This window comes from Anaerobiospirillum sp. NML120449 (genome assembly GCF_023051105.1).
In the GTDB taxonomy this organism is placed as follows: domain Bacteria; phylum Pseudomonadota; class Gammaproteobacteria; order Enterobacterales; family Succinivibrionaceae; genus Anaerobiospirillum.
The window spans coordinates 210,119-232,797 of record NZ_JALKIL010000003.1; the positions used below are offsets into that span (position 1 = coordinate 210,119).

The window sequence follows — 22,679 nt, forward strand, 5'->3', positions numbered from 1 at the left end:
CTAGATACATAATATAGCGTCAGTTTTACACACAATAATTAAATTTTCACTTTTAATCCGTGCTTATTAAGCATTAAGTTAGTAAGCAACTAAGATATAATGCCTGCTACTTATGCTCTGCAAAACGTTTTAGTTAATACAAGTCTCATATATTATTCTGGAAAGTGTATGCCTGGTTCGTGTGCACTGGCAGTAACTGTCCCACCAAAAGAAAAAGCCCGATCATTGAAAATATGATCGGGCTTTTCTTTTCTATCTGAGAATCTGTCTGAGTTAACAGAAAGTCAGATCTGCATGCAATGCTAATATATTAACCGAGCAGGGACAGACCGAGCTGTGGACGGGTATTAGCCTGCATGAGCATGGAGGTAGCAGCCTGCTGGATAATGGACTGCTGGGACAGATTGGCTGATTCTTCGGCGAAGTCTGCGTCACGAATTCTGCTGCGTGCATCAGACTGGTTGGCAGAGACGTTAGCCTGGTTGCGAATTGAGCTTTCCAGTCTGTTTTGTAAAGCACCAATGTCGGCGCGCTGACCATCAATAATACCAATGGCCTTGTCGATGGCAGTGATCATGGCAGATGCATTGTCAGCTGTGGACATCTTCAGAGCACCCTTATCCATTACAGCAGCCATACCATTAATCTTGGAGAGGATGGTAGCGTTAACTTCAAAGGTAATGGTGTCGCCCTTGTTGGCACCAACCTGAAGGGTCAGCTTGCCCTTGGAGGTAGCATTACCGGCGCTGTAGATAGAGCCGTCACCACCACCGTCCAGAACGGTCTTGCCACCAAACTTGGTCTGCTTGGCAATACGGTTGATCTCGTCAGCCAGAGCCTGAGCTTCCTTCTGCAGAGCAGTACGGTCTTCAGTAGTGTTGGTACCGTTGGCAGACTGAACAGCCAGAGTACGAATCTTCTGAAGCATATTGGTGGTTTCGTCCATGGCGCCTTCGATGGTCTGGGCAAGAGCAATACCATCGGAGGAGTTACGGTTACCCTGATTCAGACCGTTTATCTGGGTAGTCAGTCTGCTGGAAATCTGCAAGCCGGCAGCGTCATCTTTGGCGCTGTTAATTCTCAGGCCTGAGGAGAGACGTTGATATGTGGTTGTCAGCTGATTCTGTACATTATTGAGGTAGCGACGTCCGTTAAGGCTGGACACATTGGTATTAACATAAACTGCCATAATTCACCTTATTAATCAGCAGTGCACTAATATGGTTCATTCAATTCATATTTAGTGCTGTTTATGAGTAGATGACCTCATAAGGTCTCATTGCAACCGTTAACGTCCGGTGTAAAAGGATATAAATTGCGCCTGTAAAATTTCATTTACAGTGTATCTATTTGCCAACACAAACAACGTACGTATCGTAATTTGTCTTATTATTGAACCTGTATGACAGTGATTTCATGTATGAGCTATTACGCTTATATATGGCTCTTTAGCAATATATAGTTATTTGCAAATAAATTAATATATTCACGTACAAGTAGTCATGTTCTCTATGCAGTCCATACCCTTGAAAGGTTCTGCATAGATACATCATATGTTATAGCTATGACGGTTATTTCAGTCCCGAAAATTACAGCCCTATTATCAAGCTCAATGCATTAATCATATGTGACATGCAGCACAGAAAAACTAACAACATATAAATATGTCTATTCATATAAAACTTACTATTACTGCTTCCTGGCCATACCAGGGCCCCCAAAGCTGGGACAGCTTGTTCGTAATATTTTCCCATCTTTGCTGACTTTGTTATGCACACTGTGCCATAGGAGTGCTGATAGGCAGCTATGCTTTGAGTGGGTACAGCTTCGTGTTGACATCAGGTGAGGCTGTTGCAGAAAGACGGCCTGTGTTTTGTTCAGTTTTGCTAATGGCTAAAGGCTTATTAAGTACGTCCAGCCCCATTTATCCATGCTTTGAGGGCTATTTTATTTTGTTAATCTCATTAATAAAGTAAATTATTATTAGCCTGTTCAGGTCAAATAATGGCACCTGACTGACGGGATAAATTCTCACAGGCCTGGTTGCGGGCTGTACGGGTGTAATTCACATTGACGTGCTTTCCTGAGTGGCCTGCTTATCAAGTTTATGTATGGAAGCCTGCTGTTTCGATGACTGCGGGGATTGTGAGAAATTATTGTGCTTTTTTGCAAATAAGGTAATTAATCTGTTGTGTCGCGATTTGCCTGCCAAAACAGCAGAACCTTTACAGGACCCCAGACCTGCCATAAACCTGGGATTAACAGGTACATGACTCCCTTGTGAGCGTACTGTCCGGAGCCGTTGTTCGTGCTTTTTTGTGGTGGACATCAATTTTTACAAACGGCATATTTATGCCTATTTCTGGCGATTTATCCATATCAGTTTACAGACGGCGCAGGGCTGCAATTGTGTTGGATCTTTTTGCCCTCCTGGTGTATGATGAGCCCCCACGAATTACCAAGCCTGACAGACAGAATGCCCGCTTATAAAAGGACATGATTTACCGTTTCTGAGGTTCCGTGCAGAGCCAGACGTGGAAACGCTATCTTACTGACTGGACAGGCTTTTGCTTTTTCCCGATGGCCGCCTGGCGCGCCCATCTTTCTTTAAACTTATTATCAGCATCGTCCGCAGAGTGAGGCGGAGGCGCTGTCGTGAACTGTTCCTTCGGTGCAGGAAAAATCCCCTGTTACCGTGCAGCCCAGACGGACTGTATACGGCACAGGCTGCGTTTTGGATGTACAGCGGGATCATCTGAGCCCCCACATACTCCCTGCCGGCCTGACTGCTCAAGGAATGTCCCCTGTAGTATGTTTGCGCAGCAGAGAGCTTAAGCTTTCTGGGACGGGCCGTGCCCGTCATTTGTGCTTTGTACTGCAGGCAGCATCTGACAGGCTGCATCATCCTTTATATGCACCTGTTCTACAGTCACGCAGGCCGATCCCGACCACCCTGGTCGTGAGACGGTATGATGTCATTTATGGAGCCGTGCCGTGCAGATCATCAAACGCTCAGGTCTTGCAGAAACATTTGACGTTAACAAAATCGCCATCGTTCTGGGCAAGGCCTTTTCCAATGTTGGTGAGGCGCTTACTGATGAAATCCGTCACGATCTGGTTACCACTATCTCTGATAAGGTAATCAATACTTCAGATCGTACCGTCGAGAACATTCAGGACATTGTTGAGCAGACCCTCATGGCCCGTGGCTTCTACTCAGTGGCCAAGAGCTATATTCTCTACCGTCAGAAGCGTTTTGAGCTGCGTACTGCCCGCAACAACATCATTGATGCCAGCGGTGACGAGACCCTCAAGGTTACCCTGGAGTCCATTCAGAATGACTTTATGGAGCCAGAGTACGCCATGACCGTACTGGCCTCCAAGTACACAGCCATTGCTCCTCGTTCTGGCTCAGTCAACGATCAGCTTACCGCCCTTATCAAGGCTGCCTGCGAGCTGACCACCTCTACTGCACCACGCTTTGAACTTATTGCCGGCCGTCTGCTGTCCCACAAGTTTCACCGTACCTTAAGAGAGCAGCTCCAGCCTCTTAACCTCAACACTTTCTACCGTAAGATCAGCTGGCTTGCCAACCAGGGCCTGTACGGTCAGTACATCCTTGATGCCTACTCCGAAGAGGAACTTAACGAAGCCGCCGGTTTCATCGAGAACACCCGCGACTATCTGTTCACCTATTCAGGTCTTGATCTGGTCATCAAGCGTTACCTTATTTCCACCCATAAGCACGAGCCTGTAGAGACCCCACAGGAAATGTTCCTTGGTATTTCTCTGCACCTGGCCATGAAGGAAGACCGCAACGAGCGTCTTACCTGGGTACGCCGTTTCTACGACATGCTCTCACGCATGGAAGTAACCATGGCTACCCCTACTCTGGCCAATGCCCGCAAGCCATTCCATCAGCTGTCTTCATGCTTCATCGATACTGTGCCTGACAGCCTGACCGGTATCTACCGATCCATAAACAACTTTGCTCAGGTCAGCAAATTTGGCGGTGGTATGGGTATGTACCTTGGTAAGGTACGCGCCATGGGCTCAGCTATCCGTAACTTTGAGGGTGCAGCAGGCGGCGTAATCCGCTGGATCCGTCTTATCAACGACACTGCCGTTGCAGTAGATCAGCTGGGCGTACGTCAGGGCGCTGTAGCCGTCTATCTGGACATCTGGCACCGTGACCTCCCTGAGTTCCTCCAGCTTCGCACCAACAATGGTGACGACCGCATGAAGGCTCACGACGTCTTCCCAGCCCTGTGTGTACCAGACTACTTCTGGCGCCAGGTTGAGGACAACATGGACGGTCAGTGGCAGCTGATGTGTCCATATGAGATTCGCAAGTACAAGGGCTACAGCCTCGAGGACTGCTACGGCGATCTCTGGGAAGAGCGTTACCACGACTGTCTGCACGACAATCGTATCTCCAAGCGCTCCATTGGTATCAAGGACCTGGTACGTCTTATCATCAAGTCTGCTGTTGAAACCGGTACTCCGTTCATTTTCAACCGCGATCATGTTAACAAGGCCAATCCTAACAACCACTGCGGCACTATCTACTCTTCCAACTTATGTACTGAGATCGCTCAGAACATGAGCCCAATTGCCAGCGAAGAGACTCAGATTATCAACAGTGAAGACGGTGAGATTCGCGTTACCACAACCACCCGTCCTGGCGACTTTGTTGTCTGTAACCTTGCCTCCCTTTCTCTGGGCCGTCTGCCAGTAGACAATGAGGAATACCTCAACGACCTGGTATTCACCGCTGTACGTGCCCTGGATAACGTTATTGACCTTAACTTCTATCCAGTGCCTTACGCTCAGATTACCAACCAGCGCTATCGCGCCATCGGTCTGGGCATGAGCGGTTACCACCACATGCTCTCCAAGGCTGGCATTCCATGGGAAAGCGAGGAGCACCTCAAGTACTCCGATGAGGTATTTGAGCGCATCAACCGTGCTGCTATCCGCGCCTCCTGCAGCATTGCCCGTGAAAAGGGCTCCTATGCAAAATTCGAGGGCTCTGACTGGCAGACTGGTGAATACTTCACCAAGCGTGGCTATATGTCACCTGAGTGGCAGCAGGTTCGTGAGGATGTAGCCCGTTACGGTATGCGCAATGCCTATCTGCTGGCTATCGCCCCTACCTCATCAACCTCCATCATTGCAGGCACTACCGCCGGTATTGACCCTGTGATGAACAAGTACTTCCTGGAGGAGAAGAAGGGTTCCATGCTGCCTCGCGTAGCCCCTGATCTCAACCCTACCACCTTCTGGCTGTACAAGGGCGCTCACAGCATCGATCAGCGCTGGTCCGTACGTGCTGCCGGTATTCGTCAGCGTCACATCGACCAGTCTCAGAGCATGAACCTGTACATTACCAATGAGTACAGCATGCGTCAGGTACTTAACCTCTATCTGCTGGCCAACCGCTGCGGAGTGAAGACCATTTACTACGTACGCTCCAAGGCCCTTGAGGTGGAGGAGTGCGAGTCCTGCAGCTCATAAGAGGCAGCAGCGCACTCACAAGGCCTGCAGCATACTATGCAGGCCTGATATCGCCGCCCCGCAGCAGTTAACTGTTGCGGGGCGGTGACTTTTTGGCCTGCATGGTCATATGCCATATCCGGCCTGAAAACAGCGAAAACCGGTGCTGCCCCTGCATCAGCTCCGGCGGCCATTCTACAGCCATATCTCTGCAAACTTTGGCCAAAGGCCATGGCATTAAGAGCGCCCACAGGCACCCCATGCCCGGCTTTTTATTGGCGTGACCAGGCTGTGAGCTGCCGCCATGTATCGCGGATAACTCTGATTGGCTTCTATTTGCCATGATTTGCCCTGAGTGGCTCTGATTTGCCATGAGTAGCTCCGACTGGCTCCGATTTGGCATGAGTAGCTCCGATTGGCTCCGATTTCCCATGAGTAGCCCCGATTGGCTCCGATTTCCCATGAGTAGCCCCGATTGGCTCCGATTTGCCTGCATGGGCGTGCATATGGCGCTATTGAGCTGAGCAGTTGCATGGTGAAACGGGTATAGCTTTTGCGTACAACTTTGGACATAAACAATCAGACATGTTTTGACTGTTTAACGCATATATTGCATTGATATCCATAAATCTTTATAATTGTATGCACATTTTTGGAGGCATAACCTGGCCATACCTGGTACATCCCAGAGGCCTGAAAAAAGGGCCAGCACTGGCCCGAGCACTGTTGTGCGGACCTTGCTTATTATCAATGTCCAAATCGCAAGATTAAATATCACATACACAGGGGACGTGTTTTGTTAAAATATGCCCTCGTTACATTTTTACTGTGCCTGCTGCAGACCCACCATGCAAAAATGCAATATGGGTCACTGTAAGCGCATACCTGTGACTATGAGAGCATGCTGTGGACAGTAAGCTCGTATCAGCGCCCTTTGGGCACGGTACGACTCCCTGTATGCTGATGCCACCGCAAGGGCGGTGGATATGGATAGTCAGACACCCCGGACTGTGCAGCCGGGAGTATTTCATGAAAGCCGCGCCGTGCGCCGCCACAATGAACCTGGCCAGTCCTGGCGGACCGGGCCGGCCAAGATCTGACTTGATTTGACCTATCTAACCCAGAGTCTGACAGTAATGGATAAACTTACCAGAAAGAAGCTCTTTAATCCCGACGGTGAAACCGACATTACCCAGTGGAGATTAATCGGCGGCAACACGACTAATCTCAACGATTTCAATAACATGAGATATCGCTGGGCTTCTGACTGGTACCGTCAGGCCATGAACAATTTCTGGATTCCAGAGGAAATCAACCTCGGTCAGGACGTTAAGGACTACCCAAACCTTACTCCTGCTGAGCGTGAGGCTTTTGACAAGATCCTCTCTTTCCTTGTATTCCTGGACTCCATCCAGACTGCCAACCTGCCTCGTATCGCTGAGTACATCACCGTGTCCGAGGTAAATCTGTGCCTGTCCATTCAGACCTTCCAGGAGTGTATCCACTCCCAGAGCTACAGCTATATGCTGGACACTATCTGCTCTGCTGATCAGCGTAACCGCATCCTCTATCAGTGGAAGAGCGACAACCACCTGATGGCCCGAAACACCTTCATTGGTGACCTGTACAATCTCTTCCAGGATGACCAGAGCCCACGTAACCTGGTAAAGGTTATTATGGCCAACTACATCCTTGAGGGTATTTACTTCTACTCAGGCTTCTCTTTCTTCTACAATCTCAGCCGCTATGGCAAGATGCCAGGCTCTGCTCAGGAAATCCGCTACATCAACCGTGATGAGAACACCCACCTGTGGCTGTTCCGCAACATCATCAAGGAGATGCAGAAAGAAAACCCTGAGCTATTTGACGAGGCTATGGTTAAGGAGCTTCGTGAGATGATCCTTGAGGGTGTACGCCAGGAAATTGCCTGGGGCAAGTACGTAATCGGTGACAACATTCAGGGATTAAACAGCCAGATGATTCACGATTACATAAGCTATCTGGGCAATCTGCGCTGGACCAGCCTGGGCTACCCACCACTTGATGAGAAGTACATCGAAGAACCTCATTCCATGTCCTGGGTAAGCCAGTACTCCAACGCCAACAATCTCAAGACCGACTTCTTTGAGGCCCGCTCTACCGCCTACGCCAAGAGCACCGCACTGGTAGACGACCTCTAATTGAGCATGGCGCGCTGCCTGCCCTGAGCAGCAGTACAGCGCACTGCATCTCCCCGGGGCCCCACCTGAAATCAGGCGGGGCCCCGGCCGTTTCCACTCGCCTGTTTTCAGCGCATGGACCATCTCCTCATGCTGCCTGCAGACACTTCCGATGCAGCTGTTCAGGGCTGCCATACGCGGCATCTCAATGTTCGTTATGCAGGCGTTCAGATGCAGGTGCCAGACTGCTGCTTCATACGCTGACAGCTGCTTACCAACATGCCGCCAGACTGCCTCCCTCACCCCACAGCAGATGCTGCCGCAATTGCTGTGTAAAGCTGTTTATGCATGTCCGCCTGTCACTGGCACGGCACGCCATGCCTTAAACAGCACAGGCTACAGTTTCACCTCAATCCCAAGACTTTCAAGCTCTTGTCCTTCATGTTCGTTACTGAGCCATAATCTCAGCCCAGCGCTGAGGTCTCCTGCCCCGCTGCCCCCTGTCCTGCTGTACTCCTGCCCCGCTGCCCCCTGTCCTGCTGTATCCCTGTCCTGAAGTAATCCAGGTATGCTGTACACCAGTTATGCTTTACTCCAGCTCTGCTGTACACCTGTCCATATGTGCACCTGCCTTGCTGTACTCCAGTCTTTCTCCTGTACCTGGCTCCCCGATATTTACATTGATGACTTCAGGCCCTGCAGTTATGCTCTGCTTTAGCCCGTGCAAACGTTTGCATATGATATTGCCCGCCCTGTTGATAAGGGGTTCATGTCATTGGCAATCATTTTCGCATGATAACTTGTCTCCTGCTTTGCCTCTCCCATGAACCATGCTTCCCTGTGCCACTAATACTGACAGCAACGTTTTCCATAAGAATTAGTTATGGTCAATTTTGGCGCAATAATCCCTGTTATTTGTGCAAATTAGCGTGAATATTGATCATGGATGCTATTTTTTACCAGTATCAGGAACCAGTCTTTTTATTTATGGTCATACAGCGATATGAGGAGCATTTTTTGGCGTCCTTTTTGGCAGGAAGTCATGGTGCTGCCTGGTAGGAAGCGCTATATATGACCTTCTTGCCCATCATTTTCATGCCAGTTTTAATGTGGTGAATCTTAATATCATCTGTCTGCTATCAAGGTTCACACATACATTGCTACTGATATGATTTGTCCAGCTGGCGCTTACTCTTTGCTCTAAATTAGGCCAGCTTAATGGTCCCTGATGCGGTCATTTCCCTAAGCTGCGTATCTTTTTAAGGCAGGCAGCTGTGGTGATAATACGCAGCCTCAGTAAGCCATTCTGTCCCACTGGTAAAGACAGTCAATTGCCTGCAACAGGCAGTGGCAATGGCTGCCTTTCAGGCTGGCAGTGTGCAGGCTTCAGGGCCTCCGAGGTTAAATATCAAACTATTTCAGTAAATTTTGAGCTTTTCTGATCAGCATTGCATCAATACTCCATTGCCTGTGCCTGTGACTATGCCTGTGACTATGCCTGTGCCAACAGCCTCTGCGCTACAGGACAGCTGAGGGCGTGCCTGTGGGCTGCCGGCAGGCTGCCTGTGGGCCGATGGCTAATGGACTTGCTTGCAGTTCCAGCCATCGAGCCTGACATCGTCAGGGAATGACAGTGTCAGGGCCTCACAGATTCAGGTTCTGACATATGAGGCATGGTATGGCCATGCGGCATACGTGTTCATGCTGAGGCAGTGCAGTTACTGCTGATGATCAGCAAAGCTGTGATTGTGACTGAAAATACAGTCTTTCTTATCCTTGTGCTTTTTTCTGTATGCGACAGTTATTTTCCATTATGGCCGGATGGTCACGCCATTATCTTGTGGTAACAGCCCTGTGCTCTCTGCTTTTTGCCACAGTGTATAACTTTGCTTTCTGGCGTCATGTAGGCTCTATCTACGCCGGCACCGATCTGAGACTTCTTTTCAGGCTCCTTACTCCAGTTGCCATCTGTGCTCTGATGATGGTGATTTTTACCGTCCTGTTCTCGTGGCGCTGGCTGCTCAAGCCTGTCATCATCGTACTGATGATGATTAACTCCATGGCCTCATTTGTTGCCATCAACTATGGCATCATTTTCGACACTGACATGATCCGCAATGTCTTTGAGACCGATCCGGCCGAAGCATCAGCCTACCTGTCCTTTACTGCAGCTGCCTACGTAATATTTCTGGGTGTGCTGCCATCAGTAATCCTGTGGCGCACCCGTATTATCTGGCCAGAGAGCATCCTGCGTGGCCTTGCTGGCCGAGTTGCGCTTTCAGGCGCATCACTGGCCATGGCCCTGGCCATTGTTCTGCCTGACTATCAGACCTACTCATTTATAGGCCGCAACAATCCAGGTATTGCCAAGGAGATCATGCCTGTTTCCTACATAGTCTCAACTGTCAAATACGTCAAATCTACATGGTTCCCTAAAACTTATGAGTACATCCATGTAGGAGAGGATGCTGTTATTGCATCCACATCCCAGCGTCCACGCCTGATGGTATTTGTCGTTGGTGAAACCGCCCGTGCTCAGAACTATCCTGAAAACGGCTACAGCCGTGATACTACCCCGTATACCTCAGGAAAGGGTCTTATTAACTTCTCAGATGTCAGCTCCTGTGCTACCAGTACCGCCCTGTCTGTTCCATGCATGTTTTCCAACCTGACCCGCAATGACTTCAGTCCCGACATTGCCGAGTACCGTGACAATGTCATTGACGTGCTGACTCAGGCAGGCGTTCAGGCTACCTGGATTGACAACAACTCCTCATGCAAGGGCGTGTGCAAAAACATCACCTATAAGGAACTTGGCAATACCGATGGCTGTGACAGCGACAAATGCCGCGATGAGGTCATGATTCCCATGGTCGAAAAGCTGGCTCAGGATGTTACAAAAGATACTGTTATCTTCCTGCATCTGATTGGCTCACATGGTCCACGCTATTATGAGCGCTATCCTGAGCGTTTCAGAAAGTTCACCCCTGACTGTTCACGTCCTGATGTGGAGAACTGCAACCTTGCTGATCTGATAAACACTTATGACAATACCATTGTCTATACTGACTGGGTACTCTCCAGCCTGACAGAAGTGCTCAAGCGTCATGAAGATGATGCCGACCCTATGCTCTTCTATATCTCTGACCATGGTGAATCACTGGGTGAAAAAGGCCTGTTCCTGCATGGCGCCCCATACATGATTGCCCCTGACTATCAGACCCGTGTTCCTATGCAGATGTGGCTGTCAGAAAATGTTCGCAGCACTCAGAATCTGGACAGCAACTGCCTTGTCTCCCGAGCTGCCCGTCAGGCTTTATCCCACGACAATGTCTTCCATACCCTGCTTGGCCTTATGCAGGTAAAGACCGAGGCTTATGATGCACGCATGGATGCTCTGAGTATCTGCCGTGATGTCACAGCAGTAAAGGGAAATACCGATCCTGCTGTATCCTCAGCAACACCGGCTCCAGGCTCAACACCAGCATATGTGAAGAGCCCTTCAATGCAAGGCAACCAACAGCGCTCTGCAGCTCCTGATGCCGCATAAAACCGAAGGTACCCGCAGATTACCATCATCTGGCATAGCCCGGCTGTTTAAGGCAGGCTCTGCCTGACCCAAAATTCTATCCCATATAATCTGACGCCATTTGCCCATGACCGGGTAAATGGCGTTTTTTGTTGTGGTTGCACAGCTACATTAATCCTTGCGCACCATGATAATCTGCACTCTTTGAAGAGACGAACCAGACCTTACCATGGGAAGTTAAGCTGCGACTTTTGTCCGTCCTTAATACTTCAATTCATGACGGTAAGGACCAGAACGAGGGCGATGGCGAGGGCGAGGCGGCGCAATGCAGACATGAGAGCGTGAGAGTGGTCAGAGCCTTACAGGATAAAATCATCAAGGGGCAGCCAAATGGCGGCTATTGTGCCCAGATCCTGATGAAGTAAGGCCGTGAGTGTGGATACGGGGACGGTTCGCTGTGTAACGAAAAGTTTAGATACTGCTGAAAAAATCGGGCTTTGTGCTGATAGAATAATATCTCATGCTTAGTATTAAGATATGTTGCTGACATAAGGTTTTCAATGAGATCTGCTCTGCTGCTGTTCAAGTATATTTTTCAGAACTTCTATTTTCTGACCATCTATCTCATAGTCTGTGCCATGCAGATAGCAGCCTGCTACGCCCTTTTTCACCGTATGATGGAGATGCACTGGCTGTGTTCAGTACCAATAGCCACATTAGCGGGCATCATTCCCTATGTGGGTACTGCACTTGGCATGATAGGCGCTATTGATATCTGGAACTGGCCGGTGTGGAAAGCCATGGTAGTCATGCTGCTGCCAAACCTGCTCATGAGCCCGGTCTACGTTACCGTCATCATCAATCTGCGTAATGCCCGTGCCGAGCGTCGCCGTCAGGAAAAGCTCGCCAGAAGTGAAAACAAAGAATAAGCATCAGCAAAGCAACAGCCCGGCAACGCCTGAGGCAAAGGCTGTGTCCACGCGCAATCCTGCGCTCACAGATGCGTCCGCTGCATAACCTGCAGACATGCAGCCGCCGCCGCATAACCTGCCGACATACGGCAGCAGCATCATGTGCAGACATGCAGCCGCCGCCGCATAACCTGCCGACATACGGCAGCAGCATCATGTGCAGACATGCAGCCGCCGCATAATATGCATACCTGCATACCTGCAGACTCTGCATAATCGGCCGACATATGGCAGCCCATCACATAATATGCATATTGCCAGCAGCTCTACATGAAGGTCATAGCCCTGAGCTTACCTTGTCCACAAGGCCCTGTATCGGTGATACAGGGCCTTGTGCATTCCGGGCCCACTGCCTCATATGTAGAGCCCCTGTCCGCCCAGCATTTCATCCCGTCAGCACTGCACACTCAATCACTCCATCTGAGCTGTTCCCGGCCAAACAATAAGACAGTTCAGTCTGCTGTCCCAGGGCTCTGCCAGGATATTCCATGTCCAGTCATGAGTCAGGTACAACACTTGAGCTCTGAGCACTAAGCACTGAGAGCTGGCTTGTGTGCTTTCATGGCATATTCGGATTTATTTCTGGCACTTTCTGTCCTGTCTGCTGCCAGATGAATTGCGACGCGCAATTTGCTCTCAACTGCAGCACAGGCAACTGGCCTGAGCCGCATGGCTCTTCAGGCCTGGGTTGGCACAATGCTCAGCTTGCTTATCCCTTTAGGGAGATGCCTGTTTTTCTGGGAAAGTTTTGAGAATTTTGTTTATCAGGGGCAAGGGGCATTAGTAAAGCTGTCACGGCTATGTACAATAGCGGCCAAAAGAGCCCAGGGGCTGAAAAAGCTCCCCTGCGTCCCCGGCTGTGCCCTCAGTTTTATACCTGCCATCTGGCCTGTATAAGCCTGTCGTCGTGGCAAGGGCACAGGCACATAAGACTGCACGTCTGTGTGTCATTGCACGGTATTCAGGGCTCTTCAGATAACAGATAAAACTAATCCTGACCGCCCTGTACTCCTGCAGGTCATTGGTCAGGTCTCAAGTATGTTCAGGCTGCCGCCCATCTGTGGAATGACGGCTGCTCCCGAAAAGCTGTGAGGTGCTTACGGGCAGAGTCGCTTCATGCATATGGCAGGAAAACTACCGGGGGAAACTCATGTTTCTTATCATTCTGTACATCATCGGTATCACGGCTGAAGGTATTACCGGAGCCCTTGCTGCCGGCAAGCGAAAAATGGATCTTTTTGGCGTAATGTTCATTGCCTGCGCCACGGCCATTGGCGGCGGCTCAGTACGCGACATGCTCTTTGGCCATTATCCTCTTACCTGGGTTGCCCACCCTGAATATCTCTTCATAGTCTGCGCCGCAGCACTCATCACCACCCGCATGCCTTATTTCTTCAGCCGCTTTGAGCGCACTTTCCTCGTACTCGATGCTCTTGGCCTGGCTGTCTTCTCCGTAATAGGTGCCCGCATCGGCATGGAATACCACTCTACGGGATCGATAGCCCTGATTGGTGCCGTAGTAACAGGCGTGTTTGGCGGTATCTTACGCGATATCTTCTGTGCCCGTGTTCCTCTGGTCTTCCAGAAAGAGCTTTATGCCAGTATTGCCCTGCTGACCGGCCTTATGTATGTAGCAATTGATTTCGTCTCTGATAACTACTACTACATCAACGAAAATATCAATATCATCGCATGCCTTATAACAGGTTTTGTAACACGCCTTATCGCCATACGCTATCACCTTGGCCTGCCAGTATTCTCCTTCCTGCCTAACGACGAAAACAGCGACTCCACCAACAAAACAAAATCCTCCAGCACCAGCACCAGCTCGGCATCCGAGCAGAAAACAGACGCCAGGCCAATCCCCTCCCAGGCTCAGCAAGCCAAGTCTCCAGCCATCAACCACTCATCATCATCTCAAGCCCCAGCACATGAAGTAAATGCAGCCCATGCAGCCCATGAAGCAAATACAGACCATGCAGCCCATGAAGCAAATACAGACCATGCAGCATCTGACTCAGAGCAAAATCCATCAACAGCTGAACTGAGCATCTCTGCTGACCTGTCCCAGGAACAACAGAACATTGCCACAGCACCTGTGCCTCATGCCGCTGATGCCTCTGATTCCGATGACAGAGCTGGTGGAGCTCCACTGGCAAAGACCTCAGATTCCATAGCAGAAACCAGTTCCCATAATGAGACTGCCGGTGCCGATAAGAGCACTGACAGCAAGAACTAATAGGCAACAGGACAAACTGCAGCTAAGATCACAGTCATAAGAGAGCAATGGCTGTTTCATACCACCGGGAAACAGCCATGCAGGCGACTGTTCCTTAAGGGAAACCTGTAGCTGACGCACCTAAAGGCACGTTACAGAACTTTAGATTGTAAACATCTCAAAGATCAGCAGTAACAGCCGCACTGCCAACTCAACTCTAAATCAAAGCCAATGCCAAATCCACCCTTTGATCATGGGTTTAGGAACGTTTTAGGGTTGGAGTTGGGAGTTATACCAGGGCAAAGAATCCGGGCATAGCATCTGAGCAGATATCCAGGTCAGACCTGTGGTGCAATGCAGGCTTCAAGGCGTGTGCTCTTGCCGGTTCTGACTGTATTTTCTGTGTGCCTTTATAACATGTAAGAGACTTATGCGAGTCATGTGGTTAATAAGACAGACTCAGCACTTTATGCAGTGAGCTCAGGCGTATGGAATTATGTTTCAATTCGAGTATGTCCTGCTCTACTCGTGCTCAGCAAAAAATTACTGTCTAAAATTTTTTATTATTAATTATTTCAGACCCTGCATGCTCTGTCAGATATGATGGCGCAGCAGGGCCTGACTGTTTTTATGGCCCGGTATCAATCAAGCTCAAGTGATAACTTGCTGGCAAGTTCATCCTTGGATTGCTTTGCCTTTCTTTGCTCTTATCAAACTGACCGAAATTTATTTTTCCAGCCCCAACGACCTTCCAGCACTGATATTGACAGCCGACTGGTGCTCTCTGTACAGAGCATCACTGCACTTCATTTGCTGTATGTGCATGACATATGTGCTGGGCACTGCCCTCTGCTGCCCTGTTTTGCGCATGCGTTTTGGCCTGTAGTGGCAGCGTAGTCGGATGGTGTTGGTGGCGGGAGGTGGCAGCGTAGTCGAATGGTGTTGAAGATGGGCACGTGGCGTGGGAGGGTTGCAGCTAATGCAGTTATTTGCCACAAGAGGGGCTAAATTAAGGCCATGGCCATGGATATTGTGTACAATAATCATGTACCTGCTTATGCATGACCTGCACTGATATTGAGATACGGTAAAATTTAGCTCCTGACAGAGCAAGACTGCATGCAGTTGATGTCCCCGCAATGGGGAGGCTGTGTACTTATGCATCAGGTGCCGGGCAGATGTCAGTTATGCTGATACCTGAAAAACTTTATAAAACTGCAGATAAAACACCTCGCCTGTTACTGATATGAACAAGGCTTCAGAACAGCAGGCGTACTGTAGCAGACAGTTGCTGCATACAGTTGTGGCAGACAGCTTTGGCTGACAGTTGCTACATACAGTTGTGGCTGACAGCTTTGGCTGACAGCAGTGCGGTGGTATACACTCACTTTCTGTACGAGAGCTGACGGCTTCTTTACCGGCCAGCACTGCAGTGGCAAATGATAGAATTATTAATATCTAAGGCATATTTACAGGAAAGTCTGTAAAGGACTGACCTGTCATAACATTTGATATGACAACACTTACTTTCCCTATTAAGTCTTTCTGCTTTGTAGACAAAGTTGAAGACAGAAAGCTGATACTTACACGTGTTGCCGACCTGGTTGATGGCCAGTGGGTGGCACCTGATATCAATAACAATATCCCTCTCAGATACGAAAACAGAGTAAGCATCTTTGCCCGAAATCTTGGTGAACAGCCAGGAGATGCAGGTATCTGGGAGTGGAGCTGTAAACCTTCCCCTGATGACTCACGCTTTGACCATGTAACATCAAACAGAATTTCCGGCAGCCCTGTTCAGATGATACTTGTAGACAGTAAGAGCGAACTGCAGGCCATGGTAGATCAGCTTAAGACAGGCATAAACATTAACACTCCTGTCTTTCGTCTCGATACTGTCTTTGCTGTCAGAACAGGAGGCGGCTACTCAACCGTTCTGGTAAGGGCCGGTGAATTTGAATACAACGGTTCAGCTGTCAGACTCAGCCCTGAGGCCAATGCCTATCTGCCTTGCTATACCTTCAGTGAAAAAGATGTTCTGACCATATACGATTTCTATAATTATCGTATGCTCAGAAAGGACGAACTGCCAGCGACAGATAAGACTATTGGCCTGTCTGATCCGGCTCCTGTAATCAGGGAAATGTTCCTCGATCGTCTGTCATGGTCATTTTTCCGTGATGTCGGACTGGGCAGCAAAAAAGACTGGGCCAATGTCAAATCCATTATGGAGAACATCCTGACTCCATCGCTTACCGATGAGGTCGCTACAAGTATTGGCTGCAGCAAAGAGACCTCAGCTCAGCTGATCAGAGACATGATCAGTAATGCTGACAAGGCCTTTGAAGCCAAGGACTTTGACATTGAGCTTCTTAACAATGTTATTGCCAATAACGACAGCATTCTGGAGATCTGCGCTCCGGCCCTGAAGAAGCGCTACAGTGAATTTGAAACCGCACTGCTTGATCATTCAGAAAACTCTCTGAAAAATATCTCTGCCAATATTGCCAGGATTGAGGAGCAACTGACCACCAGCCCTCCGGCTAATGCAGATGAACTCAGGAACAGCAAAGATGAAACCTCCCTGTGGTCATCACGTCTTGATGTGGCAAGACTTCTCAAAGAAGTCGAGCAGAAGAAGGCTGCTCTTGAGTCTGAGCTTGAGGAAATCAGGAAAAATTCCGAGTCCATCAAAAACAGGGCATTAAAAGACAAGGCCGCCATGGAGGAGGCAGAGTCCGCCCGTAAAGAGCTGGACAGGCTTAAAAACGAGTATGACCGACTTTCAAAGGAGCAGGACAGGCTCACAAAAGAGCTTGAAAAGCAGAAAAAGGATGCTGCCAGGGACCTCAAAGACAAGGATCAGGAAATCGCCAAAATTCAAAAGGAGAGGGACAGGCTGATCATTGAGAATACGTCTTTGCTCAACACGGCTAACGAGAATCATGACATCATTGAGAACGGTTTGCGTTATGCTCAGGAGACGAATGAAGAGAATCTTGAATTAATCAAAAAGTATAAGGCGAATTACCGCTCCCTTAGCGCTCTTCTTGTGGACTATCATAATTCCAACACCAGCGCAATTGACTTGATAATCGCTATATTTGAAACCAAACCAAAGCTCACCAAGTCAGAGCGTGATACGCTTAAACACCTCAAAGATCAAAAGGAAAAAATGACCAGGCTGGTCATGTTCCTTGAAGATGAAATTGAATGTTCAGAGCCAGACTCAGACTCACATATTGAGCTCAGTGAGGCAGCCACCGATACTGCCGGAGCCGTAACCGGCAAAGCTGACTCGAAGACAGCTGAGGAAGAGACCAGCCAAGCAGATATGGAGAGCGATGCTGAAGAAGGCAGCGAAGTTGCCACAGGCAAAGACAGAACCACAATGAGCTCACGCTCTTTATTCTCCAGTCTTCTCAATAAGGACTCCTCCGACAGCAGCAGTGCCGAAAGCAGAACTGCCGTCCCAGCCACAGCAGGAGGTGACAAATCATCCGCAAGTGATGGCTCAAGCAAGAGCAAGGTCAGTGGTAACCGCACTGTCAAAGCCAGCATTGCTGTCACTGATGTCTGCGCAGCAGGATCTGTCTGTGATGACAGCGATGATGCCGCTCCGGCTGTTGCACCTGGCGGAAGCGTAGCAGCGTCCCCTGCAGCGGTAGCCATGACCGGAAACACAGTAGCTAAGACCTCGCAGATTCAGGGACAGCATGTTCAGGAACAGCATTCTCAGGACAGCTTGTTTGGCTGCCGCTTTGCCCCGGCTGTTCCTGACAGCATGTGGTATATCGCTCCATCTGGCCTTACCTGTGAGCATGTTGCAGCCGGTACCTCAGAGCTGCTCGATGTTCTTCGTGAAAAAGTGGGCAGCGGTCAGGCAGACTTTGAGCTTCCTGCTGCAAGAGCTCTGGAGAAGCCACAGGACTTTATTGATGTTCTGCACAGCAATCTGAGCTCAGAGCCTTGCATGAACACCAGCACTGGCAGAAAGACAGTGCCTTTTGTCGAGAGCAAAATGGCTCTCATGCTCTCCTGCTGGCTGTTTGCCCACAGATTCAACAGATATCCTCTGCTGATCTGCGGTCAGGGATCCCGTGGTATTGCTCAGGCCTTTGCCCTGTCAGGCAACATGGACCTCATTGAGGTTACCCCGGGTCAAACCGGCAGCAGTACCGATCTGGCAGCAGCGCTTAGTTCACCTGCAGTCCGAGACTCCTTGCCTGAGTCTGAGCTCTTTGTGAACAATCCATTCACCTCCCCTGAGTGGTACAACATGATGCTCTGGCTTAATGAGCACAACTGTACCAATGCCATCATCAGCGCCCCTCAGAGCGATGAGCTGGTCAACAATGCTCAGTCCATTATGAGCTGCTGCTGCCCTGTGCTCAGTGAGCTCTTTGTCAGTGACAGCGAAAACTGCTCTGCTTTCAACTGTGCAACCATGAAGGCTCCAGCAGACAGCACTGGCGAGTATGGTTCCCATATCTGGCAGACTGAGGAGTCAGAAGAGGACGGCAAACTGCTGTTTGCCGCCTCTGAAAAACTCAACCTCAGTCCGGCAGCACTGCGCAATATGCAGAACATGCTCTTCTGTGCCCGCCAGATGTACAAGCAGCAGAGAGGATCCATCAGCGTTGATGACGCCCGTATGATGGAGCTTCTGTTCTTTGTAGCACCTGCCGCCGCACTGACATGCGATCACGAAGTGCTCGGTGAGTGCATGAGAGGCCGTAAGGTTATGAGCATGCTGACACCGCAGGCCCGCCAGGCACTCAACCATCTGCACAGAACAGCAGAGCAGCGCTCAATGCGTTCCAAAGGACAGATATCACTGTTCTAGCATTATCTGCACAGCAGGGCTATCAGGCCAGGCTGCGCAGACCGCGCCACCCTGAAGGCCAGTAATGCAGGCAGCCCCCATGCAGCAGCATACAGGAGGCCATTACCGGCCATTGCATGCTGCCTGGCCAGCTCCTCATGGCAAGCAGCCTATCCATATGACAGGCGGCATGACCTGGCCGGGCTTTGACTGTTCCCTGCTCAGTGCCTGCACAAATGATCCATGGCTGGCATGGGCGGCACAGGTTTGAGTGCACGGATGTGCAGATCGAAAAAAGGCAGATATCCTCGGATATCTGCCTTTTTCTTTCTCAACTGGCTGGCATTCAGACGCCATCTGAACTCCGCAGCCATATGCATTCAGACCCTGTCTAAGCTACTCAGCCATGTGCTTTCACACGCCATATGAGCTCCGCTGTCCTGTGCATTCAGACGACATGTGCGTCCAGCAGTCGGGAGCCAGGACTCAGACGGCGGCACTCATGGCGCTATTCCTGCCAGGCAATGAGCACCAGCTCGTAGAGCGGGTTGCCAAAGCAGGAGCGGCGCAGACGGAATTTGTAGCCCAGATTGAGGCTTTCAAGCCAGCCCTTGAGCTCATAGAACTCATGAGGATTGTGATAACAGGCAATTACCAGAAGAGGCTTCTGTTCAATAATTGTCTGACGTGCACCTTCTAAAATAGGCTCTTCGTAGCCCTCCACATCAAGCTTGATCAGGCCTGCTTCGAGATTTCTCTCCTTAACAAAGCTGTCGAGGGTAATAACCTCAATCTGCTCGTAGAGCTCATCTACCTGAAAGTCGCGGGTCAGAGTAGCCATGGAGTCACGCTCACCCTGAATCTTGCTCACGCGCAGGCTGCCTGGCTCAGCTCCCAGGCCTTTGTTAATTGCCTCTACGTGTCCTGCCTTAATATCGTCTTCAAAGGTTGTGGTCAGTTCTTTGAAATTGGCCCCTACCGGCTCAAAGCTGATGACATGAGACTCAGAAAAGAAGTGACGGAACACGGTAATGGTGTCGCCGATAAAGCCGCCACCATCGATGATGTTTTTGCCTTTGACGCGGTTGATTACTTCACCAGGCAAGTCGTACATGCCATACATGTTGGTGACAGATGAGCCCCACTCCAGATTCACGTTGTTGAGAAATGGGACAGTTCCGGAGTCGTACAGCTTCTGGTAGTGGTTGAGCAGAGCACGGTCAGCATCTGTCCAGGTAAGATCATTTTTGACCAGCACTGAGCTGCCACCGGCTGCAAGTTCACACAGCATCATATGCCTGTCTACATAAGCACAGGAAATACCGTCCATGCCCTCTTTAAGCTTGGCCAGAACCTCTTCCATATTGTGAGTCTGGTGATATTTGCGGAACTCAGCTGACCATCCGCTCTGAAGCACAGAGTAATTATCAAGCACATGCTGGCCAAATTCAGCCACATTCATGGCCTTTGCCTGTCCATTCTTATCAGAGAGCACAGCTACCGGCTTTGCAGAAACACTGACAGTAGCCTCTGCAACAGCTCCGGCGCCAGTGTCAGCACTGTCATCAGCACCTGCAGCAACAGTACCATGAGCAGCGGCTGCAGATGCAGCCTGCTCAGCAGCTGCCTGCTCTTCCTGCACAGCTGGAGACATATCTGACTTCGATGCCTTTGCAGCCTGATTTACGGAGCTGCTGTTCTTCTTCCTGTTTTTTGCTGCCACACTAAAATCCTCGCGCGCCTCGATACCAGGCGCCTCAATCTTCAACCTGCAGGCCCTCAAGCCCAAAAATCATGCTGTGCCATACCTGACCTGGTCAGTCCAGGCCAGTACATACCAGGTCAGTACAAGCCTGGCCATTACGGGCAGATCCGGCTTACGCCAGCCAGTACGTATAAATCCTGTAAGGCCGGGGCTCAATCTCAGGAGCTTTCTGCTCCCCTGTTGATGACACAGTGCCGCTTATCATAACCCAGCCTGCCCCTGCTTGCCATAAGGGCCATTACATAAGGGATTGGCATACACCAAAATCCGGACACCCAAAAGGTAAAGCAGCTTAAACAAGGGTGCAGGCTGGCTATAGTGCTGCCTTGGGCCAGACCATGACATAAACTGCTACGGGCCCAGCAGATGTGCCAGGAGGCCGCATCTGCCATCTCCACGGTAGATTGGCCCAGGCAAAGTCGTTGGGGTATGCATGGTCCTGCAAGGCAATGAGGCTAACAGTATGAGTTCAACCATAGGCAAGAGCCTGAAAGGGCATGAATACACAGGTGTGCCAAAGGTCTCAGATACTGTACTGGCAGCCAAATTAAGTCGTTTGCTGCCTGCGCAGGAGCTCTGTTGACGACCTCCTGAGGATGTGGGCTACGTTCTGCGATGGGATAAGGGCATTGGTCCGTTAAGGATAATGGACCATGGTATGTGCAGGGCCGTGAGCATGTCATGGTTCGCAGGTTATGAGCATTTCATGGGGCGCAAAGCTGTGTACAGCCAGGCCTGACTGGCCTTCCCTGCAAGATGCTATGGGGTCTGACCTGCTCGCGTACATTACAGGAATCTATCCATGGTAGACAGGCAGCCATTCATGTTAGCAGTCAGCGTTATGAGCATACTTACACGCTTGCGAATACCCATGCCTTGTAAGGTTCAGAACGTGCTATTGCTCAGTAATGGCACGGCCTTAAAGAGGGATGTGATGATGGAGATGGAACTTAGGAGTAATGTGGGGCGTGGCTATGAACAGTCTGAGCAATTTGGGGGCTGTGGCTGATCTGATATGAGGCGCTACATGTTCAGAATAATAAATAGATGATTGTTCACCTGTCGTACAGGCTGTATCGAGATGCTGTACCATGCGGGGTGGGCAGAGCACGCCTGAATTTAACAGCTGTTTTCTCTGTTTTGTAAGGCATTAAACGAGCATAAAAGCTGATATAAATCACATTTAATCATATGTTAAAGCCGGGGGTTCACACCATGAGCCTTGCACTGTTTCAGGGAATAGTCATATGCAAATGTATTCCGCAGTTATGCGTATTTTTTACTTTTTTACGCGTTAGACATTTCGTCAAATACCAATTGGCTGAATCCTGATTTTATGAGACTTGCAGCCATTTCCATAGTTACACCATTCCAAACATTATGCGATACTTTTACCATGACTGTTTGCTTTTTATACGCTCAATAAGATGCATACGAAAGTATAATTACGGCGAAATTATGAATGACATGGTTCAAAAATCAAAAAAATAGTTCATAAATACCTTGACAAATCAAAAATATTGATAATTTTCAGGCATAGAACTTGCTGAAATTGGCTTAAATAAGCTATTTGGAGCAAGGTCTTATGGAACTTACTGAGCAGAAAATTAACGAGATAAGAAACAGGTTCATTGAGGAAAAGAAGCTGGTTGAATCTAATGGTCATATTATGAGTCCTGCAGCTTTTGAAGCTCTCGTTAATGAGTATGAGTCATA

Annotated in this window: 8 protein-coding genes and 1 pseudogene; 7 read left to right on the forward strand and 2 right to left on the reverse strand. The window is 49.6% G+C overall.

All coding sequences use genetic code 11. From position 1 onward, the window contains the following. Positions 1-310: 310 nt before the first annotated feature. On the reverse strand, positions 311-1,189 hold the full coding sequence (locus MXE41_RS01975; protein WP_247099171.1) for a flagellin: 879 nt from the start codon (positions 1,187-1,189) through the stop codon (positions 311-313). Between the two features lie 1,805 nt (positions 1,190-2,994). On the opposite strand from MXE41_RS01975, the gene MXE41_RS01980 reads away from it, so the two are divergent. From MXE41_RS01980 to MXE41_RS02010, 7 genes and pseudogenes are all read left to right on the forward strand, one after another. Beyond that, the gene (locus MXE41_RS01980) at positions 2,995-5,517 is read left to right on the forward strand and encodes a ribonucleoside-diphosphate reductase subunit alpha (RefSeq protein WP_247099172.1); all 2,523 of its coding nucleotides are present in this window, start codon (positions 2,995-2,997) and stop codon (positions 5,515-5,517) included. Between the two features lie 1,115 nt (positions 5,518-6,632). Next, on the forward strand, positions 6,633-7,676 hold the full coding sequence (locus MXE41_RS01985; protein WP_246978396.1) for a ribonucleotide-diphosphate reductase subunit beta: 1,044 nt from the start codon (positions 6,633-6,635) through the stop codon (positions 7,674-7,676). A 1,771-nt stretch (positions 7,677-9,447) separates the two neighbouring features. Continuing rightward, a complete protein-coding gene (locus tag MXE41_RS01990) occupies positions 9,448-11,205 on the forward strand; it encodes a phosphoethanolamine--lipid A transferase (protein WP_247099173.1) in 1,758 nt (585 codons plus the stop codon). A gap of 230 nt (positions 11,206-11,435) precedes the next feature. Further along, the gene (locus MXE41_RS01995) at positions 11,436-11,609 is read left to right on the forward strand and encodes a hypothetical protein (RefSeq protein WP_247099174.1); all 174 of its coding nucleotides are present in this window, start codon (positions 11,436-11,438) and stop codon (positions 11,607-11,609) included. A gap of 135 nt (positions 11,610-11,744) precedes the next feature. Next, positions 11,745-12,113 carry a hypothetical protein gene (locus tag MXE41_RS02000; protein WP_247073974.1) on the forward strand — a complete coding sequence of 123 codons (369 nt, stop codon included), beginning with the start codon at positions 11,745-11,747 and terminating at the stop codon, positions 12,111-12,113. A 1,192-nt stretch (positions 12,114-13,305) separates the two neighbouring features. After that, positions 13,306-13,965 (forward strand): annotated as a pseudogene (locus tag MXE41_RS13195) (trimeric intracellular cation channel family protein); the annotation flags it as partial. Between the two features lie 1,921 nt (positions 13,966-15,886). Continuing rightward, positions 15,887-19,219 carry a hypothetical protein gene (locus tag MXE41_RS02010; RefSeq protein WP_247099176.1) on the forward strand — a complete coding sequence of 1,111 codons (3,333 nt, stop codon included), beginning with the start codon at positions 15,887-15,889 and terminating at the stop codon, positions 19,217-19,219. A gap of 487 nt (positions 19,220-19,706) precedes the next feature. Here MXE41_RS02010 and MXE41_RS13200 read toward each other — a convergent pair whose 3' ends face one another. After that, positions 19,707-20,921, reverse strand: coding sequence for an FkbM family methyltransferase (locus tag MXE41_RS13200; protein ID WP_247099177.1), 1,215 nt, complete (start codon positions 20,919-20,921; stop codon positions 19,707-19,709). Positions 20,922-22,679: the final 1,758 nt, after the last annotated feature.